At 72.1% G+C, this 25,811-nt stretch carries 24 protein-coding genes; 15 read left to right on the plus strand and 9 right to left on the minus strand.

The window, feature by feature from the left end; translation table 11 throughout:
• Positions 1-95: 95 nt before the first annotated feature.
• The 4 genes from RM590_RS08300 to RM590_RS08315 all read left to right on the plus strand — a co-directional run bounded on the left by RM590_RS08300 (position 96) and on the right by RM590_RS08315 (position 4,359).
• Entirely contained in the window at positions 96-1,259 is a 1,164-nt protein-coding gene (locus tag RM590_RS08300; protein ID WP_311703742.1) for a Gfo/Idh/MocA family protein, read from the plus strand.
• A gap of 13 nt (positions 1,260-1,272) precedes the next feature.
• Positions 1,273-2,436 carry a dihydrodipicolinate synthase family protein gene (locus tag RM590_RS08305; protein WP_311703743.1) on the plus strand — a complete coding sequence of 388 codons (1,164 nt, stop codon included), beginning with the start codon at positions 1,273-1,275 and terminating at the stop codon, positions 2,434-2,436.
• Between the two features lie 23 nt (positions 2,437-2,459).
• Positions 2,460-3,290, plus strand: coding sequence for a sugar phosphate isomerase/epimerase family protein (locus tag RM590_RS08310; protein WP_311703842.1), 831 nt, complete (start codon positions 2,460-2,462; stop codon positions 3,288-3,290).
• A gap of 115 nt (positions 3,291-3,405) precedes the next feature.
• Positions 3,406-4,359 carry a trypsin-like serine peptidase gene (locus tag RM590_RS08315; RefSeq protein WP_311703744.1) on the plus strand — a complete coding sequence of 318 codons (954 nt, stop codon included), beginning with the start codon at positions 3,406-3,408 and terminating at the stop codon, positions 4,357-4,359.
• On the opposite strand, the gene RM590_RS08320 is transcribed toward RM590_RS08315, so the two are convergent.
• Together RM590_RS08320 and RM590_RS08325 are read right to left on the minus strand one after the other, a co-directional pair.
• Positions 4,340-5,569, minus strand: a complete 1,230-nt coding sequence (locus RM590_RS08320; protein WP_311703745.1) for a hypothetical protein — start codon at positions 5,567-5,569, stop codon at positions 4,340-4,342. The two genes, RM590_RS08315 and RM590_RS08320, sit on opposite strands and share 20 nt — an antisense overlap.
• Positions 5,566-6,648: a HesA/MoeB/ThiF family protein gene (locus RM590_RS08325; protein WP_394813822.1), complete on the minus strand. Its 1,083-nt coding sequence runs from the start codon at positions 6,646-6,648 to the stop codon at positions 5,566-5,568. Before RM590_RS08325 ends, RM590_RS08320 begins: the two co-directional genes overlap by 4 nt.
• 332 nt (positions 6,649-6,980) lie before the next feature.
• On the opposite strand from RM590_RS08325, the gene RM590_RS08330 reads away from it, so the two are divergent.
• Both RM590_RS08330 and RM590_RS08335 read left to right on the plus strand, forming a co-directional pair.
• On the plus strand, positions 6,981-8,216 hold the full coding sequence (locus tag RM590_RS08330) for a M14 family zinc carboxypeptidase (RefSeq protein ID WP_311703843.1): 1,236 nt from the start codon (positions 6,981-6,983) through the stop codon (positions 8,214-8,216).
• Positions 8,217-8,283: 67 nt separating this feature from the next.
• The gene (locus tag RM590_RS08335) at positions 8,284-8,793 is read left to right on the plus strand and encodes a DUF3830 family protein (protein ID WP_311703747.1); all 510 of its coding nucleotides are present in this window, start codon (positions 8,284-8,286) and stop codon (positions 8,791-8,793) included.
• A 39-nt stretch (positions 8,794-8,832) separates the two neighbouring features.
• On the opposite strand, the gene RM590_RS08340 is transcribed toward RM590_RS08335, so the two are convergent.
• On the minus strand, positions 8,833-9,738 hold the full coding sequence (locus RM590_RS08340) for an SDR family NAD(P)-dependent oxidoreductase (protein WP_311703748.1): 906 nt from the start codon (positions 9,736-9,738) through the stop codon (positions 8,833-8,835).
• Positions 9,739-9,836: 98 nt separating this feature from the next.
• On the opposite strand from RM590_RS08340, the gene RM590_RS08345 reads away from it, so the two are divergent.
• On the plus strand, positions 9,837-10,412 hold the full coding sequence (locus tag RM590_RS08345; RefSeq protein WP_311703749.1) for a TetR/AcrR family transcriptional regulator: 576 nt from the start codon (positions 9,837-9,839) through the stop codon (positions 10,410-10,412).
• Here the strand turns inward: RM590_RS08345 and RM590_RS08350 are convergent.
• A complete protein-coding gene (locus RM590_RS08350) occupies positions 10,387-11,829 on the minus strand; it encodes an amidase (protein WP_311703750.1) in 1,443 nt (480 codons plus the stop codon). The genes RM590_RS08345 and RM590_RS08350 overlap by 26 nt on opposite strands.
• A complete protein-coding gene (locus RM590_RS08355; RefSeq protein ID WP_311703751.1) occupies positions 11,829-12,797 on the minus strand; it encodes a D-2-hydroxyacid dehydrogenase in 969 nt (322 codons plus the stop codon). The genes RM590_RS08350 and RM590_RS08355 overlap by 1 nt, the downstream gene beginning before the upstream one ends.
• A gap of 148 nt (positions 12,798-12,945) precedes the next feature.
• Here RM590_RS08355 and RM590_RS08360 point away from each other — a divergent pair, with 148 nt between their 5' ends.
• Positions 12,946-13,779 carry a maleate cis-trans isomerase family protein gene (locus RM590_RS08360; RefSeq protein WP_311703752.1) on the plus strand — a complete coding sequence of 278 codons (834 nt, stop codon included), beginning with the start codon at positions 12,946-12,948 and terminating at the stop codon, positions 13,777-13,779.
• 6 nt (positions 13,780-13,785) lie between these two features.
• Complete coding sequence (locus tag RM590_RS08365) at positions 13,786-14,526, plus strand: maleate cis-trans isomerase family protein (protein ID WP_311703753.1); 741 nt, start codon at positions 13,786-13,788, stop codon at positions 14,524-14,526.
• 22 nt (positions 14,527-14,548) lie between these two features.
• On the opposite strand, the gene RM590_RS08370 is transcribed toward RM590_RS08365, so the two are convergent.
• Both RM590_RS08370 and RM590_RS08375 read right to left on the minus strand, forming a co-directional pair.
• Positions 14,549-14,926, minus strand: a complete 378-nt coding sequence (locus tag RM590_RS08370; RefSeq protein ID WP_311703754.1) for a hypothetical protein — start codon at positions 14,924-14,926, stop codon at positions 14,549-14,551.
• A gap of 90 nt (positions 14,927-15,016) precedes the next feature.
• On the minus strand, positions 15,017-16,768 hold the full coding sequence (locus RM590_RS08375; RefSeq protein WP_311703755.1) for a putative bifunctional diguanylate cyclase/phosphodiesterase: 1,752 nt from the start codon (positions 16,766-16,768) through the stop codon (positions 15,017-15,019).
• 328 nt (positions 16,769-17,096) lie between these two features.
• Between RM590_RS08375 and RM590_RS08380 the strand changes: the two genes are divergently transcribed.
• Positions 17,097-18,311: a M6 family metalloprotease domain-containing protein gene (locus tag RM590_RS08380; protein WP_311703756.1), complete on the plus strand. Its 1,215-nt coding sequence runs from the start codon at positions 17,097-17,099 to the stop codon at positions 18,309-18,311.
• An 8-nt stretch (positions 18,312-18,319) separates the two neighbouring features.
• Here the strand turns inward: RM590_RS08380 and RM590_RS08385 are convergent, their stop codons facing one another.
• A complete protein-coding gene (locus tag RM590_RS08385; protein WP_311703757.1) occupies positions 18,320-18,553 on the minus strand; it encodes a hypothetical protein in 234 nt (77 codons plus the stop codon).
• A gap of 630 nt (positions 18,554-19,183) precedes the next feature.
• The gene (locus RM590_RS08390; RefSeq protein WP_311703758.1) at positions 19,184-20,194 is read right to left on the minus strand and encodes a LacI family DNA-binding transcriptional regulator; all 1,011 of its coding nucleotides are present in this window, start codon (positions 20,192-20,194) and stop codon (positions 19,184-19,186) included.
• 184 nt (positions 20,195-20,378) lie between these two features.
• Here RM590_RS08390 and RM590_RS08395 point away from each other — a divergent pair, with 184 nt between their 5' ends.
• The 5 genes from RM590_RS08395 (at position 20,379) to RM590_RS08415 (ending at position 25,735) form a co-directional block, all read left to right on the plus strand.
• Positions 20,379-21,299 carry a carbohydrate ABC transporter permease gene (locus tag RM590_RS08395; protein ID WP_311703759.1) on the plus strand — a complete coding sequence of 307 codons (921 nt, stop codon included), beginning with the start codon at positions 20,379-20,381 and terminating at the stop codon, positions 21,297-21,299.
• A complete protein-coding gene (locus tag RM590_RS08400) occupies positions 21,292-22,209 on the plus strand; it encodes a carbohydrate ABC transporter permease (protein ID WP_311703760.1) in 918 nt (305 codons plus the stop codon). The genes RM590_RS08395 and RM590_RS08400 overlap by 8 nt, the downstream gene beginning before the upstream one ends.
• A 130-nt stretch (positions 22,210-22,339) precedes the next feature.
• The gene (locus RM590_RS08405) at positions 22,340-23,647 is read left to right on the plus strand and encodes an ABC transporter substrate-binding protein (RefSeq protein WP_311703761.1); all 1,308 of its coding nucleotides are present in this window, start codon (positions 22,340-22,342) and stop codon (positions 23,645-23,647) included.
• Between the two features lie 76 nt (positions 23,648-23,723).
• Entirely contained in the window at positions 23,724-24,839 is a 1,116-nt protein-coding gene (locus RM590_RS08410; protein WP_311703762.1) for a Gfo/Idh/MocA family protein, read from the plus strand.
• The gene (locus RM590_RS08415; protein WP_311703763.1) at positions 24,836-25,735 is read left to right on the plus strand and encodes a DUF6807 domain-containing protein; all 900 of its coding nucleotides are present in this window, start codon (positions 24,836-24,838) and stop codon (positions 25,733-25,735) included. Before RM590_RS08410 ends, RM590_RS08415 begins: the two co-directional genes overlap by 4 nt.
• Positions 25,736-25,811 lie beyond the last annotated feature (76 nt).

Here is a 25,811-nt window from a genome sequence, read left to right on the forward strand (position 1 = left end):
TGCTCCCACTTGTCCTAGCCGCTGGTGAGAGGTTAGCTTCTCCCCGGGTAGAAAGCGCTTACTAAGTCGGCTGAAGCTTCTCGGAGGGCAAGGGCATGACGACGAAGAAGACCGTCCGGATCGCCATGAACGGCGTGACCGGGCGCATGGGCTACCGCCAGCACCTGGTCCGGTCGATCCTGGCCATCCGGGAGCAGGGCGGCGTGGACATCGGCGACGGCACCGTGATCTGGCCGGAGCCGGTGCTGGTCGGCCGCCGCGAGCACGCGCTGCGCGCGCTGGCCGAGCGGCACGGCCTGGACCCGGCGACCGCCGTGACGACCGACCTGGACGCGGTGCTGGCCGACGACAGCATCGACATCTACTTCGACTCCCAGATCACCCTGGCCCGGGAGGCGGCCATCACCAAGGCGATCGCCGCCGGGAAGCACATCTACACCGAGAAGCCCACCGCCACCGGCCTGGATGGCGCGCTCGCCCTCGCCCGGCAGGCCAAGGACGCGGGCATCAAGCACGGCGTGGTGCAGGACAAGCTGTTCCTGCCGGGGCTGCTCAAGCTCAAGCGGCTGGTGGACGGCGGCTTCTTCGGCCGCATCCTGTCGGTGCGCGGCGAGTTCGGCTACTGGGTGTTCGAGGGCGACTGGCAGGCCGCCCAGCGCCCCTCGTGGAACTACCGCACGGAGGACGGCGGCGGCATCGTCGTGGACATGTTCCCGCACTGGGAGTACGTGCTGCACGAGCTGTTCGGCCGCGTCGAGACCGTGCAGGCCGTGACCGCCACCCACATCCCGCAGCGCTGGGACGAGCAGGGCAAGCCGTACGAGGCCACCGCCGACGACGCCGCCTACGGCATCTTCCAGCTCGCCGGCGGCATCGTCGCGCAGATCAACTCCTCCTGGTCGGTGCGCGTCAACCGCGACGAGCTGGTGGAGTTCCAGGTGGACGGCACCGAGGGCTCGGCCGTCGCGGGCCTGCGCAACTGCCGCGTCCAGCACCGCTCCGCCACGCCCAAGCCGGTGTGGAACCCCGACCTGCCCGCCACCGAGGTCTTCCGCGAGCAGTGGCAGGAGGTCCCGGACAACGGCGAGTTCGACAACGGGTTCAAGGCGCAGTGGGAGCTGTTCCTGCGCCACGTCGTGCTGGACGAGCCCTACACCTGGGACCTGCTGGCCGGCGCCCGGGGCGTGCAGCTCGCCGAGCTGGGCCTCACCTCCGCCGCCGAGGGCACCCGGCTGTCCGTTCCCGAACTGAGCCTGTGAAGGGGTGGCCCGCATGACCGCCGTGATCCGCCTTCCCGACGCGACCGGGCAGTTGCGCGAGTACCAGCCGCGCGCCGTGCCCGCCGAACTCGCGCCCGCGGGTGAGCCGTTCACCTCCCGCATCGTCTTCTCGGCCGCACATGTCGTGGCCGACCCGTTCGCCGACACGAACCCGGACGGCCCGGCGGCCGTCGACTGGGACACCACGCTCGCCTTCCGCCGCCATCTGTGGGCGCACGGGCTCGGGGTCGCCGAGGCCATGGACACCGCGCAGCGCGGCATGGGCCTGGACTGGGCCGGCGCGGCGGAGCTGATCCGCCGCGCGGGCGCCGAGGCGCGCGCCACCGGCGGGCGCATCGCCTGCGGCGTCGGCACCGACCAGCTCACCGGCCCGGTCGGCCTCGCCGAGGTGCGGGCGGCCTACGAGGAGCAGTTGGCCGTCGTCGAGGAGACCGGCGCCCAGGCCATCCTGATGGCCTCCCGCGCGCTGGCCGCCGCCGCCCGCGGCCCCGAGGACTACCTGGAGATCTACGGACATCTGCTGCGGCAGGCGACCGAGCCGGTGATCCTGCACTGGCTCGGGCCGATGTTCGACCCCGCGCTGACCGGCTACTGGGGCAGCGAGGACCTGGACGCGGCCACCGACACGTTCCTCGACATCATCGCCGCGCACCCCGACAAGGTGGACGGGGTGAAGGTGTCCCTGCTGGACGCGCAGCGCGAGATCAAGCTGCGGCGCCGGCTGCCGCGCGGCGTGCGCTGCTACACGGGCGACGACTTCAACTACCCCGAGCTGATAGCGGGCGACGAGCAGGGCTTCAGCCACGCGCTGCTCGGCATCTTCGACCCGCTGGGCCCGCTGGCCGCGGCGGCGGTGCGCACGCTGGACACCGGGGACACCGCCGGCTTCCGCGCGCTGCTCGACCCGACCGTCGAGCTGTCGCGCCACCTGTTCCAGGCGCCGACGCGTTTCTACAAGACCGGCGTGGTCCTGCTGGCCTGGCTGGCCGGGCACCAGGACCACTTCACGATGGTGGGCGGGCTCCAGTCGGCGCGTTCCCTGCCGCATCTGGCCCGCGCCTATGAACTGGCGGACGGGCTGGGCCTCTTCCCGGACCCCGAGCTGGCCAGGACGCGCATGGCGCGGCTGCTCGCGATCAATGGAGTCGACCAGTGACCGAAACGGCGACCGGGGCAGCGATGGATCTGACCGGTTTCTCGATCAATCAGATGACCGTCAAGCAGCTCTCGCTGCCCGAGCTGGTCAAGGGCTGTGTCGAGCTGGGTGTGCCGGGCGTCGGCCTGTGGCGGGAGCCGGTGGCCGAGTACGGCCTGGCGGCGGCGGCCCGGCTGGTCGCCGACGCGGGGCTGGCGGTCACCTCGCTGTGCCGGGGCGGCTTCTTCACCGCGATCGACCCGGCCGAGCGGGCCGCGGCGCTCGCCGACAACCGCGCGGCCATCGAGGAGGCCGCGGCGCTGGGCACCGACACCCTGGTCCTGGTCTCCGGCGGCCTGCCGTCCGGCAGCCGCGACCTGGCCGGGGCCCGGGAGCGGATCGCCGACGCGCTGGCCGAGCTCGGCCCGTACGCGGCGGAGCGCGGCGTGCGGCTGGCGATCGAGCCGCTGCACCCGATGTTCGCCTCGGACCGGTGCGTGGTCTCCACCCTCTCGCAGGCCCTCGACCTGGCCGAACGCTTCCCGGCCGAGCAGGTCGGCATCGTGGTGGACACCTACCACCTGTGGTGGGACGACCGGATCGCCGAGGACATCCGGCGGGCCGGCGCGGGCGGGCGGATCCACTGCTTCCAGCTCGCCGACTGGGTCACCCCGCTGCCCGAGGGCGTGCTCAACGGCCGCGGCCAGCTCGGCGACGGCGCGGTGGACATGGCGTGGTTCCGCGCGGCCGTGGCCGAGGCCGGCTACCGGGGCCCGGTGGAGGTGGAGATCTTCAACGACGTCCTGTGGGCGCGGGACGGCGCCGAGGTGCTGGCCCAGACGGTGGAGCGCTACCGCGGGCTGCTCAGCGCCTGAGCCGGCGCGGGTTCGGCCGCCTCCCCCGGGGGACCCCGGCGCCGGGAGGCGGTCGAACGGGCAGACTTCTTCGGACAGGTAATGGGCGTTACCCGATCCGAAGGAGCAACTTTCCATGCACCGCTTGCCGTTACTGCGGCGCCGCCGGTCAACTCTGATCGCCGCGCTGGCCCTCGCCGTGCTGTCCGTGCCGCTGGCGCTGCCGGGGACGGCCGGCGCCGAGGAGCACGGGGTGCCCGGGGTCGTGGGCGTCGACGCCGCGGGGAACGCCCTGGCCGCGCCCGCCGCGGGCAGCACGGAATGGTCCGCCTCGGCCGGCTCCGGGGACCTCGCGGACGCCGGCGCGGGGATCTCCCACGCGCCGGCCCCCACCACCGCCAAGGAGGCGGGGGAGGCGGGCGACGGCGTCTCGCCCATGGTGATCATCGGCACCGACGACCGCTCCCGCGTCACCAACACCACCGCCCAGCCCAACCGGGCCATCGTCTACCTCACCTCCAGCGTGCTGCGCTGCACCGGCTTCCTGGTGTCGCCGGACACCGTGGTCACCGCCGGACACTGCGTCCACACCGGCAGCACCGGCGAACCGCCCGCGTTCTACGAGGACTTCCGCGCCTACCCGGGCAAGAACGGCGAGACGAACCCGTACGGCGGCTGCGGCTACTCGGAGGTGTGGACCAGCGACGCCTGGGCGGACAACGGCGACCGGCGCGAGGACTGGGGCGTCGTCAAGCTGGACTGCTCGATCGGCGACACCACCGGCTGGTTCGGCTACCGCTGGCAGGACGCCACCCACGTCGGCAACAGCGTCAACCTGCGCGGCTACCCCGGCGACAAGCCGCGCGGCACCATGTGGAGCGACAGCGGGCGCGTCCAGTCGGAGACCGCGACCAACCTCCGCTACGAGATCGACACGTACGACGGGCAGAGCGGTTCGCCGGTGTTCTCCCGGTACGGCGACGACTGGATGGCCATCGGCATCCACACGTACGGGCCCTACCAGACCTGCTGCAACGGCGGCACGCGGATCACCGAGAGCATGGCCCAGTTCATCTCCGCGGTGCGGTAACCCGCCGCCGCGCCCGCCACTTGGTGACCGCCCACAGCGCGTGCCCGCCGACCAGCAGCGTCACCACCACCGCCCCGTCCACCGCCGCCGCGATGCCGTCCCCGGCGAGGCGTTCCCCAGCGGTGGCCAGCAGGGCGGCCTCCACGGGCAGCGTCAGCAGCGCGAACGCCGCCAGGCACAGCGCCGTGCCGGAGACCAGCACGGCGCTGTACCAGCGGACCGCCGTCCGCTCCCGGGCGGGCAGGCGCGCGCTGGGGTCGGACGGCGGCGGCCCGCGCCGCCCGCGCGCGGCGTGCGCCGCCCGGTGCGCCAGGTAACGGGCGTAGGCGGTGCCGTCGCCGAAGAGGTTGCGGCAGCCGGTGAGGTCCTGGAGCACGAAGTAGATGTCCGTGCGCATGAAGACCATCAACTGGAAGGACAGCGGCAGCAGCGCGAGCGGGATCAGCGCGGCCAGCGCGTCCGCCGCCGCGCCGCGCGGCAGCGGGGAGGCCAGCAGTAGGATCGCGGTGGCCGCGACGGCGAGGTTGACCGCGATGCCCGCCAGATACGCGGTCAGCCGGTGGCGGCGCGGCGACATCTCGATGCCGCTCATGTCCGTCTGCATCACCAGGAAGTGCAGCCGGGTGCCCAGCCGCAGCCGGGCCGGCACGCCCGCGGCCCGCGCGGTCACCAGATGCGCCAGCTCGTGCAGGAGCAGCAGCGCCCAGCCGGCGGCGGCCACGGTCAGCAGCACCAGGCTGCCGTGCGAACTCCACAGCACATCCCGGTGGCCGGGCACCAGTTCGGGCCGCCGCACCAGGGCGGCCGCGCCGGCCAGGATCAACGCGCCGACCGCGACCGCCGGTCCGGGCCGCAGCGCGAACGCCACATGCCGCGGCTCGATCCACGGCAGCGAGGGCCGCGGCGGCTCGGCGGTGGGCACCGGCAGGCCGTCGATCTCGGCGACGAACTCCAGCGCGACCAGGTCGGTGACGAACGCGGCGATGTCCGGATCGTCGCCGCACTCGGCGGCCAGCCGGCGGTTGACCTCGCCGACGGGCGCGCCGTCGCCCAGCAGGCGGATGGCGCGCGCGCCGATCTCCGGCACGGCCACGAAGGTGCCGGTGGCCATCCGGCCGACGATCCACTCCTCGCCGTCCGGCCGCATCGCGATGTCATGGAGCCGGACCCGCGAGCGGGGCCCGACCAGGGGCGTCGGGGGCACGGTCATCCGGCGGCCCCGGTGCCGCAGACGGGGCAGTCGGCGCGCGGCGGGAAGCGCGAGTAGGTGACGTCGTCCAGCGCCATCAGGTTGAGCCCGAAGCGGAAGCCGGGCTCGGTCGGCGGGATGCCGGTGAGCAGCGCCAGCGCCGCGTGCGCCATCAGGCTGCCGGCGACGCCCGCGGTCACCGCGTTGACCGGGTTCCACGGCATGCGCGGGGAGGCCGGCGACTCGTCCTGGCCGGGCGCCAGCCGCAGGTCCCGGCGGTCGAACTCGCCCGCGCGCAGGCACTCCCAGCAGGCACCGCGGCCGGGACTGTAGACGCCGGCGGTGATCAGCGGCCCCCGGTAGCCGCCGTCCACCCAGGGCACGCCCCGCGCCCGGCAGACCGCGTTCGCCCAGCGCCGGATGTCCGGCGGCTGGTCGGCGCACAGCAGCAGCGCGTCGTAGGGGGCGCCGGCCGGCGGGTCGGCGAGCAGATGGGCCAGCTCGTCGGCGGAGGACACCCGGGTCTCGGCGCCGGTGACGGTGACGTCCGAGTTCAGCGCCCGTAAGTGCGCCAGCGCGGCGGGCACCTTGCCGGCGCCGAGGTCCGATTCCCGGTAGAGCACCTGCCGGTTGAGGTTGGACAGCGCCACCACGTCGGAGTCCACGCAGTGCAGGTGCCCGACGCCGGAGGCCACCAGCGCCTGGGCCGCCACGCCGCCGACGCCGCCCAGCCCGATCAGCAGGACGGTGGCCTCCTTCAGCCGCGCCTGCGCCTCCCAGGCGCTCGCCCGCGGCGACAGGTCCATCCAGCGCAGCAGCGGAACGCCCCGGCTGTAGCGTTCGGCCTCGCGCGGGGAGAGGGTGGGCGGACGGCCGGCCGCCGCGTTCTCCAGGAAGCCGGCGTCGGCCAGTTGGTCGAGCGCGTCCCGCACATGGGCGGGCCGCAACTGGGGATGCCCGCTCAGCACGTGCCGGACGAGCGCGTCCACGGTGCGGCTGCCGTCCGCGCCCGAGGTCAGGGTCCACAGCCAGCCGTCGGGGTCCTTGATCTCGGCGCCGATGCCGAAGACGACGCTGCCGATACGGATGTTGCCGTCCACCGTGCGATATGCCGCGTGCTCAGGCTTGACGCGCGGCTTCCATAACGGTTCAACTGCCATGAGTTTCCCCCCATTTGACGAGGACAACCCTTGACACTCTGCCCCGCCGGGCGAACACTGGCAAGCAGACGTCAGGCCAATGGAAGGGGGAGGCATGACTCGTATCGAGATACGTCCGCTGGACAAGAAGGAGACCACGGGCGAGAGCAACTCCGTCGGGACGTAACTCGCGACCGGCGCCGCATCTTACCAACAGACTTGGATTCAGGGTGTCGTTGCAGAACTTCACAGGGTATCCAACGGTCGATGACCTGATTCATGTCGCCGGGGGGATGGTGCGGCGCCATCCCGAGGTATTCCGATTAAGGCGCGTGGGCGCCTCCCGCGCCGGTGCTCCCCTGCTCCTGCTCTCCGTGGGACACGGCTCCGTCAACGTACTCCTGGTCGCCGGAGCCCATGCCAACGAGCCGGTCGGGGGCGCGACTTCGCTCCATCTGGCGGAAATGCTCGCCGATGAACGCGTACGCCGGGAGTTCGACTGCTCCTGGCATTTCCTGCTCTGTCTCGATCCGGACGGCTCCCGGCTGAACGAGGAATGGCTCGGCCGACAGCCCGCGATCCGGGAATACTTCGCCGGTTTCTACCGGCCGTTGTTCGCGAGTCAGCCCGAATTTCTTCCGATGCCCGAAGAAGCGCGTCGGCCGCTGCCCGAGTCGGAATGTCTGCTCGCCCTCCTCGACGAACTCCGCCCCGCTCTGCAATTCACCCTGCATGGCAGCGAGATGGGCGGCGCGTTCGTCCAGACGTCGAAACACATTCCCGGACTGGTGGGCGTACTGCGCCGGACCGCGGGGGAATTGGCCATTCCGGTCGATGTGCGGCCGTTCGACGGCATCGACTGGCACGCGGTGGGCCCCGGAGTGCTGACCCTCCCCGAATGCGCGGCGCCGGACGGGGCCCGGGAGCGGGACCCCTCGGGCCTGTCCACCGGCACGACGTGGTTCTACCCGGCGCGGTACGGCACGGTCACCGCCATCCTGGAGGCGCCCGCCTGGGCCGTCGAGGCCGTCGCCGACCCCCGCCCCTGCCCGGACCCCGAACGGGCGGTCGCGGTGGCCGCCGAGAACCTGATGGAGCGCATCTCCCAGGTGGCCGGCCTGCTGAGCCTGGCGGGCGAGCCGCCGGAGCCGTCGGACGACCCCTTCCGCCCCGCCGTCGCCGAACTGGTGGCCGTCTCCCCGAAGGTGGTGGAGACCTGGCTCAACCCCGGCTTCCGGTACGCCGACGGCACGCGGCCCGCCGCCACCCGGGGCAACGCCGCCGCCCTCCTCATCGCCGCCCGCCGCATCGCGCTGCGCGCGGCGGCGATGCTCGTCCGCTCCCTGCGCGACGCGCGCGGCGCCGACGCGGCGAAGGCCCGCACCGCGCTGGAGGACCTGGTGGCCGACTGGTGCCGGGAGTTCGAGGCGGACTTCGGCCCCCGCCCGGTCCCCGTCGCCGACCAGGCCGCGCTCCAGGCCCGGCTGGCGCTGGCCTGCACCGGCCCGTTCCCCGGTCGGACCCGGTAGGGCGCACGCGCCGGGGGCGCGTGGCAGGGTGGACAGCCGCGTGTTCGTACCACCGAGGAGGGAACTCATGACACAGGCCGACGACCGGTTCATCACGGTCTCGCTCGACAAGCGCGGGGTCAGTTGCACGGCCCGGCTGCTCTCCGACCGGGCACCGATCACGTGCGACGCGGTGTGGAACGCCCTGCCGCTCGGCGGCGACGTCTACCACGCCAAGTACGCGCGCAACGAGATCTACGCCCTGGTGCCGCCCTTCGCGCCCGAGGAACCGCCGCTGGAGAACCCGACCATCACCCCCATCCCCGGCGACCTGTGCTACTTCACCTTCACCGAGACCCAGCTCGGCACCGCCTCCTACGGGTACGAGAGCGGCGCCAAGCACCGGGGGCGGACCACGGTGGTGGACCTCGCGCTGTTCTACGAGCGGAACAATCTGCTGATCAACGGCGACGCGGGCTGGGTCCCGGGCATCGTGTGGGGCGCGGTGGTGGACGGCCTGGAGCGGATGGCGGACGCCTGCCAGGACCTGTGGCGGGCCGGGGCCATCGGCGAGACGCTCAACTTCCGCCGGGCGTAACGCGTTTTCGCGCCCGTCTCATCGCGTCCGCCTGCCGCCTCACCGCGTCCAGAGCACCAGCGGCCCGGGCGCCAGCCCGGTCATCTCCGCCGACATGTCCCACAGCCGCCTGCGGGCGCCCACGTCTCGCGCCACGCGGTTGACCCGCCCCGGCCGGGGTGTGCCGCGCTTGCGGTTCACGAAGTACTCGCCGGTGACCCCGGCCAGGTCGGGCGCGGTGGCGAGGTGGATCGGGGCGCGGGCGGCCCGGTCCGGGCCGGAACTGAGCAGGTCGCGCAGCCGCATGCCGCGCCCCACCGCGCCGCGCGTGCCGAACTGCCGGGCGATCCCGGTCCGGGCGAGGCCCGGATGCACGCAGTTGACGGTGACGCCGGTGCCCCGGAGGCGTTCGGCGAGCTCCAGCGTGAACACCACCTGGGCCAGCTTGGCCTGCGCGTAGGCGGCCAGCGGCCGGTAGGGGCGGCGGGTGAACTCCGGGTCGTCCAGGTCGAGCCGGGCGCACCCCTGGAGCGCGGAGGTGACGGTGACGACCCGTGAGGGCGCCCCGGCGCGCAGCAGGTCCAGCAGCAGGCCCGTCAGCAGGAACGGCGCGAGGTGGTTGACCGCCCACACCGATTCCACGCAGTCGGGGCTGAGCACGCGGTGGGTGCCGCCCATCCCCGCGTTGTTGATCAGCACGTCCAGCCGGTCGTGCCGGGCCATGACCTGGGCGGCCAGCGACCGCACCTCGGACTGGACCGACAGATCGCCCACCACGCCCTCCAGCCGGTCCGACCCGGTGGCGCTCGCCAGTTGGCGCACGGTGTCCGCGGTGCGCTCCTGGCTGCGCCCCGCGACGATGACGTGCGCCCCGGCGCGCGCCAGGCCCGCCGCGGTCGCGCGCCCGATTCCCTTGGTCGCCCCGGTCACGAGGCAGACCGGGGCCTCGCCATGAGTGGTCGTCATCCCGCCCCTCCAAGCCCTTGGCTCGCCCCCCGAGACAGGATAGCACCGTGATGGAACACACATGTTCCATCACGGGGGTTAGGTGTACGGTACGGAGGGTGACCAGGAGCGCCGCCCTCACCGACCACATCGCGACCGCAATCCTCAACGCCGCGACGGGCGTTCTCGCCGAGCGCGGCGAGTCCGCGAGCATGGCGGATGTGGCCGCGGCCGCCGGAATCGGCCGCACCACCCTCTACCGGTACTTTCCCAATCGCGAGGCGTTGCTGCGTTCCCTCGCCACCACGGCCGTCGCCGAGCTCGGCGAGCAGATCGCCGAGGCCCGGCTGGACACCGTGGACACGCGCGAGGGCCTGATCCGCATCACCCGCGCCGCGCTGAGCGCCGCCACCAAGTACCGCGCGGTGGCGCGCACTCCGAAGGACCCGGTGGCCGGCGTGCAGGCCGAGCGCGCCCTGGGCGAGCCGCTGCGCGCGCTCCTGCGGCGGGGGCACCAGGACGGCACGCTGCGCGACGACATCCCGGTGGAGACCATGTCGCTCGTCTACTCCTCGCTGATCTTCGGGGCCGTGGCCCACACGCTCGGCGAGAAGCTCGGCGTCGAGCAGGCCACCTCGGTCGTCGTCACCGTCTTCCTCAGTGGCGTCCTCAAGGACCCGTCGGCGGAGCGCTGACCGGCGGCGGCGCCGGGACACCGGCCACGCCCGCCGCGTAGAGCGCGTGCGCGGCCCGCAGCACCGCCGCGTCCGCGTGCCGCGCGGCGACCAGTTGGAGGCCCACCGGCAGCCCGTCCGCGCCGAGCCCGCAGGGCACCGAGGCCGCCGGCTGCTGCGTCAGGTTGAACGGGTAGGTGAACGGCGTCCACTCCGTCCAGCGGCGCAGCCCCGAACCCCGGGGCACCTCGGCGCCCGCCTCGAACGCGGTGATCGGCATCGTCGGCGTGACCAGCAGGTCGAACTCCTCGTGGAACTCGCCCATCGCCCGGCCCATCGCCATCCGCACGTCCACCGCCGCCAGATAGTCCAGCGCCCCGTACCGCGCCCCGGACTCGGTGATCTCCGCGAGACCCGGGTCCAACGCCGCCCGCGCCGCCGCGTCGAAGTGCTGCGTCACCCGCGCCGCGCCGCTGAACCACAGCGCGTGGAACGCCTCCCGCATCGCGTCGAACGACGGCAGCGGCGGGTCGGTCTCGGTCACCTCCGCGCCCAGCCCGGCCAGTCGCTCCACCGCGCCCCGCACCGCCGCCGCCACGTCCGGCGCCACCTCGGCGCCGCCCAGCGCCGGCGAGAAGGCCACCCGCAGCCCGCGCAGGCCCTCCGCGCCCGCCGCCAGCGCGTCGGTGAGCGACCCGGCCGGGGGCGCCAGTTGCGACCAGTCCCGGGGGTCGGGGCGCGCGATGACGTCGAGCAGCAGCGCCGCGTCCGCCGCGTCCCGCGTCATCGGGCCGACGTGCGCCAGCGTGCCGAACGCGCTGGCCGGATACAGCGGCACCCGGCCATAGGTCGGCTTCAGCGCGAACACACCGCAGAACGCGGCCGGGATCCGCACCGAGCCGCCGCCGTCCGTGCCCAGGCTCAGCGGACCCGCGCCCAGCGCCACCGCTGCCGCGCTGCCGCCGCTGGACCCGCCCGCGGTCCGCTCCGGCGCGTACGGATTGCCCGTGACGCCGGACAGCGGCGAGTCGGTGACGCCCTTCCACCCGAACTCCGGCGTGGTCGTCTTGCCGAGGAACACCGCGCCCGACTCGCGCAGCCGCGCCACCGACGGCGCGTCCTCGGTCCAGGGCCCCTCCCCGGCGGGCACCGCCGCCGAACCGCGCCGGGTGGGGTGGCCGCGTTGCAGCAGGATGTCCTTCACGGTCACCGGCACCCCGTCCACCGGCCCGGCGGGCGCTCCGCGCGCCCAGCGCTCCTCGGCGGCGCGCGCCTGCGCCAGCGCGCCGGGCCGGTCGGTGAACACGAAGGCGTTCACCGCGGGCTGCACGGCCTCGGCCCGCGCCAGCGCCGCCTCGGCCACCGCGACCGGGGAGAGGTCCCCGGCCGCGTACCGTTGCGTGAGCTCGGCCGCGGTCAGGGAACAGGGGTCGGTCATCAGCCCTCCGCGGGCACGTAGCCCAGTCGCTTGTCCACCACGTTGGCCAGCGGCCGGCCCGCCTGCCACCGGTCGAAGTTGTCGAGGAACTGCTCGGACAGGTCGTCGCGCCAGCCGAAGGTGTCCCCGCTCATGTGCGGCGAGACGACGAGCCCCGGCAGGTCCCACAGCGGGCTGGCCGCCGGCAGCGGCTCGGCCGCGAAGACGTCCAGCGCCGCGCCGCCCGGCCGCCCGGCTCGCAGCGCCGCCGCCAGGTCCTCCTCCACCACGTGCCCGCCGCGGCCAACGTTGATGAACCGCGCCCCCGGCTTCATCAGCGCGAACGCCGCCGCGTCGAACATGCCGGCCGTCGTCGGCGTCAGCGGCGCCGCGCATACCACCCAGTCCGCCTCCGGCAGCAGCCCGGGCAGCGCCTCACTCGCGTGCACCCGGCCGAACTCCGCGTCGTCCTCCCGGGCCCGCCGGCCGACCAGCGCGATCTCAACGCCCAGGGCCGCCAGCGTCGTTCCGATGCGCCGGCCGATGGGCCCGGAGCCGACCACGACGGCCCGGCTGCCGTACACCTTGGCGGTCTCCCGGTGCAGCCAGCGGCGCTCCCGCTGGAGCTCCCAGCTCCGGTGGAAGTCCTTCGCCATGGCCAGCACCAGGCCGGCCACGTACTCCGCGATGGGCCGGTCGAAGACGCCCCGGGCGTTGGTCACCACGGTGTCGGAGGCGAGCAGTTCGGGGAAGAGCAGCCGGTCCACGCCCGCGCTGGCCGTGTGCACCCAGCCTGGCCGCGGCCCGGGCCCGGGCCAGGCGTCGCGCACGGCGTCGGAGAGGAAGTCCCAGACGAGCAGCACGTCCGCCTCGGGCAGGCGGGCGGCCAGCGACGCCTCGTCGCAGTGGAGCACCCGCGCCCGCCCGGCCAGCCGGTCGAGGACGGGCGGCGGGTCGGCGTCGAGAACGAGAACGCGGGTTTCGGACATAGCAGGGAAACCGTTCCGCAACGAGGGGCTGGTTGGCTGGAAGCCGAGGATTGACCACGGTAGGAACCCGTATCTACCTTCGTCAACGAAGGCATCTTCTTTCACCAGTCTCTCCCGGTATTCCCGGCCCGTTGAATCGGGGTTCGACATGGATGTCTCCTTCCTGGGCGGCCCGCTCCCGCAGCGGGGGATCGGAGTCGTCGCACCGTTCGACTTCGCGCTCGACCGCGAGCTGTGGCGGTGGGTGCCCGATGACGTCTCGCTCCATCTGACGCGGACCCCGTTCGTGCCGGTGGAGGTCAGCCTCGACCTGGCGCGGCTGGTCAGCGAGCACGAGACGCTGCGCGAGGCCGTTCGCGCGCTGACCGCGATCAGTCCCGAGGTCGTCGCCTACGCGTGCACCTCCGGCAGCTTCGTCGGCGGCGTCGCGGGGGAGCGGGCCATGAGCGCCGCGATGTGCCAGGCCGGCGAGATCCCGGCGCTGACCACCTCGGGCGCGCTGCTGGCCGCGCTGCGCGAGCTGGGCGCCGCCCGGGTCGCGGTCGTGACGCCGTACACCAAGTCGGTGACCGACGCGCTGGAGGAATATCTGCGCGAGGCGGGCGTTCAGGTCTGCGGGCGCAGTTATCTGGGCCTGACCCGTGAGATCTGGCGGGTGCCGTACCGCGACGTGGTCGCCATGGCCCGGGAGGCGGTGGCCGAGGGGCCGGACGCGCTGTTCATTAGTTGCACCAACCTCCCGACCTACGACGTCATACCCCAGTTGGAGGCGGAGCTGCGGATGCCGGTCATCTCCGCGAACCAGGTCACGATGTGGTCCGCGCTGCGGTCGATCGGCAAGGAGGCCGTGGGCCCCTATCAGGCCCTGCTGGACCCGGTGGCCCGGCGCGGCCCGGCGGCGATGACGCCGGAGGGCGGCGGTGGTCCCGAGGTGGCGCTGACGGCGGATCCGCCGCCGTTGTTTCCCGACGAGGAAGGGTGAGTGCGGATGGTCGCGACGGTGGGTTTCCTCTACCCCGGATACTCCGCGGAGGACGACTTCCCCCGCATGGAGGCGCTGCTGAACGACGCCGGCGCCGGCGTCCGGCTGCCCCTGGCGCACACCGACATCGGCACGGACGCGCACCGGGTGGACGCGCTGCTGGAGATGGGCAACGTGGACCGGCTGACCCCGCGGGTGGGCGAGCTGACCGGCCGGGGCGCGACGGCGGTGGTGTGGGCCTGCACGAGCGCCAGCTTCGTCTACGGCTACGAGGGCGCGGCGGATCAGGTGCGGCGGCTGGCCGCGCACGCGGGGATGCCCGCGTCCAGCACCTCGTTCGCCTTCGCCCGCGCGGCACGCGCGATCGGCGCGGAACGGGTCGCCGTCGCCGCCACCTATCCGGACGACGTGGCCGCGCTGTTCGCCGACTTCCTCAAGGCGGCCGGCATTGAGGTCGTGTCGACGCGCGGCAGCGGCATCATCACCGCGGCGGAGGTCGGCACCTGGACCCGCGAGGACGTGCTGGCCCTGGTCCGCGCGGGCGACGACCCGGCGGCGGACGCGGTGCTGCTGCCGGACACCGCGCTGCACACGGCGGCCTGGCTGCCCGATCTGGAGGCGGCGGCCGGCAAGCCGGTGCTGACCGCCAACCAGGTCACCGCCTGGGAGGGCCTGCGACTGCTGGACCACCCGGTGACCTGCCCGGCGATGGGCACGCTCTTCACGACGGCGACGACGGCGGCCTGACGGCCACCGGCCGGCCCGGGCCTCATCCCCCGCAAGCGGGAGGTGCCCCCACTCGCCCGCGGTGCTGCCGGCCGCTGGTGCGGAAGGAGTGGACCTGGTGGCCGTGTTCACCCGCGACGCGTACCGCCTCGACCCAGGACAGCGCGCGCGGGCCCACCGCGAACAGGGGGCCCGACGCGCGGCCGGCGATCAGCGCGTCCATCAGCTCGGCCGCGCGGGCGCCATGGGCGCTGTCCGCCGGGGGTCTGACGCGCGGCTCGTCGGCCACGTCCAGCGCCAGCAGATCCAGCACCCGTACCTCGCTGTCCCACAGCAGCAGCCACAGCGCGCGGTGCACCACGGGGATCGACTCGTCGGCGAGCAGCGCCTCGAAACGGTCGTGGGGAATGAAATCAGCCATGATCGCCATGGCCCGGGAGTATTCCCTCAGCGCCCCGCGCCCGTACAGGGCCGTGTCAAGTACTCGCCTCGCTGAGCGGCGTCCGGCCGCTCAGTCGCGCCCGGCGAGCAGCGTGGTCAGGTGGGCGGAGGACATCGGGCGGGCGTAGTGCCAGCCCTGCCCGGTGTCGCAGCCGATGCGGCGCAGCCGCTCGGCCTGCGCCGGTCCCTCCACGCACTCGGCGGTGACCGTGAGCCCCAGCTTGTGGGCGAGCTGGACGAGCGAGGTCACGATCGTCTCGTCGGCGGGGTTGAGATGCCGGGCCGTGCGGAAGCCGCGCACGAACATGCCGTCCAGCTTCAGGGCGCGCACCGGCAGCCGGCTGAGATAGGCGAGGTTGGAGTACCCGGTGCCGAAGTCGTCGATCGCGATCCGCACCCCCATGTCGGCCAGCGCCTGGAGCGCCTGCAACGGCCGCCCCGCCGAGCCCATCACCGCCGACTCGGTCAGCTCCAGTTGCAGCAGGCCGGACGGCAGCCCGGACTCCCGCAGCGCGTCGCCCACATCGCTCACCAGGTCGGAGTCCCACACCTGGCGCACCGCGACGTTGACGCTCACGAACAGCGGCGGCCCGGGGTGCTCGACCTGCCAGCGGCGGGCCTCGCGGCACGCCTCGGACAGCACCCAGCGGCCCAGCGGCACGATCGCGCCGTTCTCCTCGGCCAGCCCGATGAAACGGTCCGGGCCGAGCGTGCCGAACTGCGGGTGGCGCCAGCGCACCAGCGCCTCCGCCCCGCGCACGATGTCGTCGGCGAGCCCCACGATCGGCTGGTACTCCAGGATGAACTCCCCGCGATCCACGCCCCGCCGCAGCGTGGCGGACAGCGACTGGCGCGTCATGCGGTGCGCGTTGCGCTCGGGGTCGAACAGCGTCCAGCGCGCCTTGCCGTCCGCCTTGGCCCAGTACAGCGTCGTGTCGGCGGCCTGCATCAGGCGGGTGGCCGTGGTGGTCGCCGACTCACGCTCGACCACGCCGATGCTGGCCGAGACGGTCAGCCGCTGCCCGGCCAGGTCGAACGGCCGCTGGAGCGCGGTGAGCATGCTCTCGGCGAGATGGGTGAGCTGCTCGGTGCCGGTGGACCCCTCGACCAGCACGGCGAACTCGTCGCCGCCCAGCCGCGCCACCAGATGCCCGCCGGCGCCGGTCGCGCACTGGGCCAGCCGCCGCGCGACCGCGCCCAGCAACTGGTCGCCGACGCGGTGGCCGAGGGTGTCGTTGATGGCCTTGAAGCCGTCCAGGCCGAGGAAGCACAGCCCGATCCGCCCGGTGGCCGAGTCGGACAGGGCGCTGGTGAGCCGTTCGAAGAAGAGGGCGCGGTTGGGCAGGCGGGTCACCGGGTCGTGCATCTGGATGTGCCGCAGCCGCTCCTGGAGGTCGCGCCGTTCGCTGATGTCGTGCACGGTCAGCAGCGCCGCCGAGTCACCGCAGCCCGTGGGCAGCACGGTGACCTCCGCCCACAGCGTGTGCCCGTCGGCGTGCTTGAGCCGCCGGGTGCAGCGCATGCGCTCGCTGCTGCCGCGCAGGACCGCCTGATAGGAGCCGCGGGTGCGGCCGTCCAGCCCGAGGCCGGTGACCGTGTCGGCTCGCACCCCGGCCAGCCGCTCCGGCTCCACGCCGAGCAGCAGGCCGAGGGCCGCGTTGGCGGCGAGGATCTGGCCCGAGCTGCCGACGAGGGCCATCGGGAACTGGGCGATCTGGAACGCGGCCCGGTAGTCCCGGATGTCACTCTCCGTGAGGGTGGGCGGGGTCGCGTCGAGGGCGCTTCCGGGGTCTTGGCCCGGTCCGTTGTGGGGTCCGTTCACCGATCGCTCCCGATGGTGCTGTCGGGCGCTCCCCGGCTGCCCGCTTGGCGTATCCGCGCTGGAAATGTGGCGATCATAGAGGCTGTGGCGCGGATGGAGCCAGTGGCTCTCACGCCTGTCTCGCAACCCGAAACGTGTGCTTCAGACAGGCTTTCGATGGGCTGACCGTTTCTGCTCGGGCGTTGCATCCTACGGATCGTTCTCGACTGAAGAATACGCAGGGTAATCGTACTGCCAAAACTCGCCCGGGCTATCGAAACAGGACAATTTCCGAAGATAAGGGACAAAGTGGTGGCGGTGTCTCCGTACAGCCCGATCGGAGGTCGATGTGCGCCGCGCCCACCGACGACCCGCGGCCGTGCTCACCGCGCTGGCCGCCCTCCTGGGTACGACCCTGACCTCCGGTCCCGTGACCGAGGCCATCGCCGACGAACCGTGCAGCCTGCCCCGCACCGACCTCCACCACTCGGAGGGCGTGGACACCTGGAACGAGCACTACCCGCGCCCGGTCGGCGAGCTGCGCGCCGTCATGCTGTTCCTCTCCTTCCCCGACACGGACCCCAAGCTGTCCCCGGCCCGGATCGCCGAGGACTACTTCCCGGCCACCACCGACTACTTCCGCGCCGCCTCCTACGGCAAGCTCGACCTGCGCACCGACGTGGTGCCCGAGTGGCTGCCGATGCCCGGCGAGTCCCGCGCCTACGGGATACGGCGCGACTGGGAGTCCGCGCTGCGCTCCGCCTACCTCCGGGACGCGCTGGACGTCGTCTCCGCGCGCGTCGACCTGGCCGAGTACGACATCGTCTACCTGGTGGCCGACCCCGACGCCCCCGGCGTGGACCCCGACGCCACCAAGGTGGTCAACTTCGACAAGCCCGTCCGGGCCGGGAAGGCGGAGATCCGCCGCCTGGTCACCGTCTTCGAGCACCGCCGCCCCGACCGCAACGTCCTGGCGCACGAGACCGGGCACGTCTTCGACCTGCCCGACCTCTACAACCGGCCCGCGGACGGCTACGGCGACTGGGACACCCACGTCGGCGACTGGGATCTCATGGGCAGCCAGTTCGGCCTGGCCCCGGAGCTCTTCGGCTGGCACAAGTGGAAGCTCGGCTGGCTCGGCCCGGGGCACGTCGACTGCGTGCGCGCCGCCGGCACCACCCTGCACACCCTCCAGCCCCTCGGCGCGCCCCTGGAGAAGGGCAACCCGGAGTCCGACACCCGGCTGGCGGTGGTCCGCACCGGTCCGGCCGAGGCGCTGGTCGCCGAGGCGCGCACCCCCGTCGGCAACGACTCCACCACCTGCACCCGGGGCGTGCTGCTCTACCGGGTGCGCAGCGACATCGCCTCCGCCGACGGCCCCGTCGAGGTCCTGGACGGCCATCCGGACACCGGCGCCTGCCACGCCCGCTCGGTGCACCCCCGGCTGGCCGACGCCCCCCTGGAGACCGGCGAGAGCTACTACGACGCCGACGCGGGCGTGCGCGTCGAGGTCGGCGAGCGCACCGTGACCGGTGGCTGGGACATCAAGATCGTCCGCGAGTGACGCTCCGGTCAGCTCCCGCCCCCGCCGCAGCCGCCACCACCACCGCCGCCTCCGCCGTCCCCGCCGCCACCCCAGCCGCCGCCATCGCCCCAGCCGCCACCGCCGTCGCTGCTGCCGCCGTCGCCCCAGCCGTCGAAGAAGTGGCCGCCCCCGCGCCGGGCGCGACGCCTGCCGCCCCCTGCCACGCCCACCACCACGCTGATGAACGCGACCAGCACGGCCAGTCCCAAGATCGCCTCCATGGTCCCCCCTCGGGCAGTACGCCTTTCCCTGCCTCTATGACGCGCCGGGCGCCGCTTTCGCTGCGCCGGAGACGGAACCGTTACAAAGGCGAAGCCCCCACCCGCCGTCTCCGGCCGGTGGGGCTTCCCCGTCGGTGCGCCGCCAGGGACTCGAACCCCGGACCCGCTGATCAAGAGTCCCGAGGAATCCGCCCAGGAGGACGAGCCGTGATCCGATGCAGCGGCCTCTGGGCGGGTGTCGCGTCCAGCGGACGCGGCTTCGGTCGGGCTCATCCGAGGACATCCGCTTTCGCAACGCCTCCGCGTCCGGCCGCTGCCCGGTCGGCGGACGCCGCCCCGCGGCCGGTTTCCGGCGTACGTGGCGCCGCCGGTGGCCCTCCCGCCGGACTTTCCTCGCGCCGTAGTCGCGGCAGGCCGATCCGCTGCTGGAGCACTAGGGCCTGTATCGAGTTCCCGGTCGGATCAGCCCGCGGCGTCAGACGTGGTGCATCGCAAGGCACCGGATCGCAGCTCATACCCGGCCGTATTCGCGCGATTCGGCTGGGGGCACCTCCCAGACGGAGTCTGGGGGAGCGGCGAGGTGCCGTGACTGGCGTCGCGGGCCCGGGCGGGAACTCGATACAGGCCCTACTAGGAGCGCGCCGCCGCCACCGACTCGCGCCAGATGACCGTGTTGAGCGGGTGCGGGGACGGCTCCAGATCGAGGCCGTTGATCGCTTTGACCAGCCGCAGCATGGCGTTGCGCCCCAGCCCTTCGAGGTCGACGTGCACCGTGGTCAGGGACGGCGGGAGGTACTGGCAGATGTCGTTGTTGTCCCAGCCGGTGACGCTGAGGTCGCCGGGGACGTCGAGCCCGCGGTCCTTGGCGCCGCGGATGACGCCGGCGGCGACGCAATCGTTGGCGGCGATGACGGCCGTGGGCATGCGCTCGGCGTCCAGCGCCCGGATGGCCGCGACCCCCGAGTCACCGGACCAGTCACCGTCGACCACGCCGACCGACTCGAGCCCAAGTCGTGCCACGGTCTCCAGATAGGCGGCCTTGCGGGATCTGGCGGAGGCGAACTGCAGGTCTCCGGCGACGTGGAGAAAGCGCCGGTGGCCGAGCTCGGCCAAACGCTCGATCATCTCGATCACCGGTGAGGCGTCGGCCAGTTCGCCGATGCCGCGCATTTCGTCGTCGAAGTCGGCCGAGACGACGATGGCCGCGCCGTGCGGCAGCCGGTCTTCGACGGCTGCCTGGATCGGGGCCAGTGCCAGGATGCCCTCGACCTGTCCGGAGTCGGCCAGTTCGAGCATGCGCTCGGCCCTGGCCTGGGCCCCGCCCTCCAGGCTGACGACCTCGACGGCGTACCCGGCCTCGTGCGCGGCCGCGGCCGCCCCGGCGAGCATGCGCGCGGGGCTGAAGACCATGGTCGGCAGGACGAGCGCCAGACGACCGGTGCGCCGCGTACGCATGGACCTGGCAACCAGGTTTGGACGGTAGTCGAGCTCTCGCACGGCGGCGTCGATGCGCGCGAGCGTGGAGGGCTTCAGCCCCTCTCTGGAGCGCAGGTACCGGGAGACAGTCTGGTGCGAGACGCCGGCCAGGCGCGCGACCTCCTTCATGGTGGGGCGTCGGACAGGGGTTGAGCTCTCGGTCATGCGCAGACTCCCTCTCATCGGTACTCGCAACATCTTGACACAAAGGTGAACGTTCACTAGCTTGCCCGTGCCGGCAAAAGGTGAACGTTAACTATTTTCCGTCCTCTCGATCCGAGGGAGCATCGATGCCGTTCCCCAACACCGCGTGCGGCGAGCCCGCCCAGGTCCACGGTAAGTCCGCCTCATGAGCGCGACGGCGGAGCTTCGCAAGCTGCGATCCGGTCGGTCGGCGGCGAAGCAGCAGAACAAGGCGGCGTTCTTCTTCCTGCTGCCCTGGTTCCTCGGTCTGTTCGTCATCACGGTCGGGCCGATGGCCACGTCGCTCTACCTGAGTTTCACCGACTACAACCTGCTGCAGGACCCCAGCTTCACCGGGCTGGACAACTTCAGCCGGATGCTCTCGGACGAGCGTCTGCACCACTCGTTGCAGGTCACGTTCACCTACGTCCTGGTGTCGGTGCCACTCCAGCTCGCCCTTGCGCTCGCGCTCGCCATCTTCCTCGACCGCGGCCTGCGCGGTCTGGCGTTCTACCGCTCCATCTTCTACTTGCCCTCGCTGCTCGGCGCCAGCGTTGCCATCGCGGTCCTGTGGCGCACCGTCTTCGGCGCGGACGGTTTGTTCAACGAGGGCCTCGGCCTCGTCGGCATCGAAGGGCGCGGTTGGATATCCGAGCCGGAGACGGCGCTGTGGACCCTGATCATCCTCAACGTGTGGACCTTCGGCTCCCCGATGGTGATTTTCCTGGCCGGGTTGCGGCAGATCCCGGCCTCCTACTACGAGGCGGCCTCGATCGACGGGGCCAACCGGTGGCGGCAGTTCTGGAGCGTGACGCTGCCACTGCTGACACCGATCGTCTTCTTCAACCTGGTCCTGCAGATCATCCACGCGTTCCAGTCGTTCACCCAGGCTTTCATCGTCTCCGGCGGCACCGGCGGCCCGGCCGACTCCACGCTCTTCTACTCGCTGTATCTCTACCAGCGCGGCTTCGGGAACTTCGACATGGGCTACGCCTCGGCTCTCGCCTGGCTCCTGCTGCTCATGGTCGGCGCGTTCACCGCGATCAACTTCTGGGCTTCGAAGTATTGGGTTTTCTACAATGACTGACGCTCTGACCAAGACGACGGACTCCCGGCCCGGCGCTCACGGTGCCCGTTTCCGTTCCGGCCGTCGCAGGACGGGCAGTGGATTCCGTCCGGTCCACTCGGTCCTGAAGCATGTGCTGCTGATCCTGTGCGCGTTTGTGATGCTCTACCCGGTGCTGTGGATGATCGTCAGCTCGCTGCGGCCGAACGACGAGATCTTCCAGGATCCGAGCCTGTTCCTGACCAACCTGGAGGCGGGCAATTACGGGGAGGGCTGGAACGCCTTCTCCAAGCCCTTCGGCCACTTCATGATGAACTCGGCAATCGTGGTGATGGGGGCGATCGTGGGAAACCTCATCGCCTGCTCGATGGCGGCCTACGCCTTCGCGCGCCTCGAGTTCCGGGGCCGCAGGTGGTGGTTCGCGATCATGCTGCTCACGATCATGCTGCCGGTCCACGTCATCATCGTCCCGCAGTACGTGCTGTTTTCCGAGTTCGGCTGGATCAACACGTTCCTGCCGCTCATCGTCCCGAAGTTCCTCGCGACGGACGCGTTCTTCGTGTTCCTGATGGTGCAGTTCATCCGCGGGATACCCGCCGAGCTCGACGAGGCCGCGCGCATCGACGGAGCCGGCCACCCCCGCATCTTCGTGCAGGTGATCCTGCCGCTGATGGTCCCGGCCCTGGCGACCACCGCGATCTTCACCTTCATCTGGACCTGGAACGACTTCTTCTCCCAGCTCATCTACCTGACCGACCCGGACATGTACACGGTGCCGGTGGCGCTGCGCGCCTTCGTCGACTCGCAGGCCGGCACGAACTGGGGCGCGGCGCTTGCGATGAGCGTCGTCTCTCTCCTGCCGGTCTTCCTGGTCTTCCTGTTCGGCCAGCGGTTTCTCCTGCGGGGGATCGCGACCACAGGAGGCAAATAACGTGCCGCGCCGCGCGGCATCGCGATCAGAGCGCGACGGTCCGCGCCGCCCTCCGCGAAAGTCACATGCCCACAACTGTCAGCCACGCCCCCGCCTGACCGGGCTGCTGCAACACATGAGGAGAAAGTTCATGAGAGGTACTCCCAGAGCACGCCTCGTCGCCGTCGCGGTGCCGATGGCGCTCGCGCTGGCCGCCTGCGGCCAGTCCGGCGGCGCCGGCGGCGACTTCGCGCGCAGCGATGAGCCGGTCACGATCCGGGTGACCTGGTGGGGGGAAGAGACCCGCGCCGACCTGACCAACCAGGCTATCGAGGCGTTCGAGGAGCAATACCCCGACATAGACGTCAGGGGCGAGTTCAAGGACTGGGCCGGATACTGGGACGCCCTGGCGACCACGACCGCCGGCGGCGACTCGCCCGACGTGATCCAGATGGACGAGCTCTACCTCGCCTCGTACGCCGAGCGCGGCTCCCTGCTCGACCTGGGCGAGGCCGGCGAGTTCCTCGACACCTCGCAGTTCGACGAGGAGTCGCTGAAGACCGGTCAGATCGACGGCACCCAGTACGCCATGCCCATCGGGGTCGGCGTCATGGCGAGCGTTCTGAACGCGGATCTTTTCGAGCAGTACGGCGTCGAGCTGCCCGACGACGCCACCTGGACCTGGGACGACTACGCCGAACTTGCCAACGAGCTCACCGAGAAGAGCGGGGGAGCGATCAACGGCTCCTCGGCCACCGGCGGCAACGACGCCGGCAGCATCAAGTACTGGGCACGACTGCACGGAAACGAGCTGTTCGGCGAGGACGGTACGGTCACGCTCGATCCGGAGAACCTCGCCTCGATGTGGCAGTACAACCTCGACCTGATGGAATCCGGCGGCGCCGAGAGCGCCGCCCAGGGCGTCGAGAGCTTCAACGCCGGCATCGAAGCCGGGAGCCTGGCCACCGGCAAGATCGCCATGGGCGGCGCCTACAACACCCAGATCACCGCGCTCCGCGAGGCCAGCGGCGCCGATCTGCGGCTGATGCGGTTGCCCGGCAGCGGCGAGGTCGACGCGAACTTCCTCAAGCCCTCCATGTACTGGGCCCTGTCATCCCAGAGCGAGCACCCCGCTGAGGCCGCGCTGTTCATGGACTTCATGCTCAACCACGAGGCCGCGGCGGACATCTTGGGCACCGACCGCGGTGTCCCCGCGAACAACGCGATGCGCGAGCGCATCTCCCAGGATCTGAGCGAGAGCGACCAGCTCGCCGTCGACTACATGAACTCGGTCACCCCAGGCCCCTCGCCGGTCGTGACCCCCAGCGGCGGCAGTGGCATCGAGCCGATGATTCAGCGCTACACCCAGGAGGTGTACTCCGGCCAGAGGTCGCCGCAGGACGCCGCCCAGGCGTTCGTCGACGAGTTGCAGACCGAAGTCGACGCCGCCGCACGATGAGACACAGGTCCGGAGGACGCCGCACAGGCGACCTCCGGGCCCCGCCTCCCCGGCCCACAAGGAGAAACGAAACCCCATGCCGAGTCCGACACCCGCCTTCCGCGCCGCCATCATCGGCAGCGGCGGCATCGCCCACGCGCACGCCCAGGCCCTCACCGACCTGCCCGATCGCGTACGTTTGGTGGCCATCGCCGAGATCGACCCCTCGCGGGCCTCCGCGTTCTCGCAGCGCTTCTCCGTGCCGCGGGTGTACAGCACCGCCGAGTCCCTCTTCGCGAACGAGGAGCTGGACCTGGTGCACATCTGCACCCCGCCGCAGACCCACGCGCCTCTGGCCATGGCGGCCCTGCGCGCCGGGGTCCCGGCGCTGGTGGAGAAGCCCACGGCGCTGAGCCTGGCCGAGATGGACCGGCTCGCCGCCGTGCAGGCCGAGACCGGCACCCCCGTGCTGACCGTCTTCCAGCACCGCTACGGAGCCGCCGCCCTCCGGCTGCGGCGCCTCCTCCGCGCAGGCACGCTCGGCCGCCCGCTCACGGCCACCTGCGAGACTCTCTGGTACCGCACCGACGACTACTTCGACGTTCCCTGGCGCGGCAGGTGGGATGTCGAAGGCGGCGGCCCGACCATGGGCCACGGCATTCACCAGTTCGACCTGCTGCTGTCGGTACTCGGGCCGTGGTCCCACGTCAGCGCGTTCGCCGACCGCCTCGCGCGGCCCACCGACACCGAAGACGTCTCCGTCGCCCTCGCCCGCTTCGAGAGTGGAGCGCTGGCCACGATCATCAACTCGGTGGTCTCCCCGCGCGAGACCTCGCGCCTCCGCTTCGACTTCGAGCACGCCACCGTCGAGCTCGAACACCTCTACGGCTACCGCGAGAAGCACTGGCGGTTCACCCCCGCACCCGGGCACGAGCAGCTTGCTGATCTCTGGACGGCCGTTGACGGTGCCGACGTGGAGAGCGGGCACCGCCTCCAGATCGAGGCGATCCTCGACGCGCTCGGGAACGACGCCGAACCCGGGGTCTCCCTCGCCGAAGCCCGCCGCACGATGGAGTTCGCCGCGGCCACCTACGCCTCCGCGTTCCGGGGCCGCCCCATCGCCGCGGGCGAACTCAGCGGCGACGACCCCTTCACGCGGAGCATGGACGGCGGGGCCGTCCCGTGGGCGCCGGTGAAGGAGGCCCTCGCATGACCCGCCTTGCGATCCGCCACGACATCGGCACCTCGCTCGCCGTTCGCGACGGCGGGATCGAGCTGTTCCGATACGTCTACCGTCCCGACACACCCGAGCTCGAATCCCCCAAGCCCTACCTGTATCCCCTCCGCACCCGGTCCGGTCGCTCAGTGAGCCTGTTCCGGCCCTGGGACCACGTGTGGCACAAGGGCATTGCCTGGTCGCTGCCGGTGGTCGACGAGGAGAACTTCTGGGGCGGCCCTACCTACGTCCACGGCAAGTCCTACGTGCAGATGGACAACAACGGCACCCAGCGGCACCGCCGCCTCACCGGCGTCGACGCCTCCGACGGGGCAGCCACGTTCGGCCACGAACTGGATTGGATCACCCAGGCCGGGGCCAGGATCTTCACCGAGCGCCGCACCCTCACCGCCGGGATCCTCACGCCCCGAGCCTGGGTGCTGACCTTCGAGACCGAACTGACCAACGTGTCCGGACGCGACATCGCCATCGGCTCCCCGACCACGCGCGGCAGGGCGAACGCCGGATATGGCGGATTGTTCTGGCGCGGGCCCCGCTCCTTCACCCGAGGGCAGCTCGTCACCGCGGGCGGGGTGGGCGGCGACGAGCTGCGCGGACAGCACCACGCGTGGATGGCCTTCGCCGGACGCCACGACGAGGACGACGCCGAGTCGCTCGTCCTCATGGTCGACCACGCCGACAACCCGCACCACCCGCCGCAGTGGTTCGCGCGCAGCGAGGACTTCGCCTGCCTCAACCCAGCCCCGTTCTTCAGCGAGGAGCTCATCGTGCCCGACGGCGAGACCGCCCGATTCCGCTACGGCGTCGGCATCGCCGACGCCAGCGCCGACGCGGCGGCCGAACTCGCGTCCGCGATTCGCAAAGCGCTCTGACCTCGTTCTCGGCGACCGGCTCGGAGTCGTTGACGACGTACGAGACGGGCGTCGCCGCGCCCAGGGTGCCGCGCGC

The organism is Streptomyces litchfieldiae (assembly GCF_031845365.1).
Classification (GTDB): Bacteria; Actinomycetota; Actinomycetes; order Streptomycetales; family Streptomycetaceae; genus Streptomyces; species Streptomyces litchfieldiae.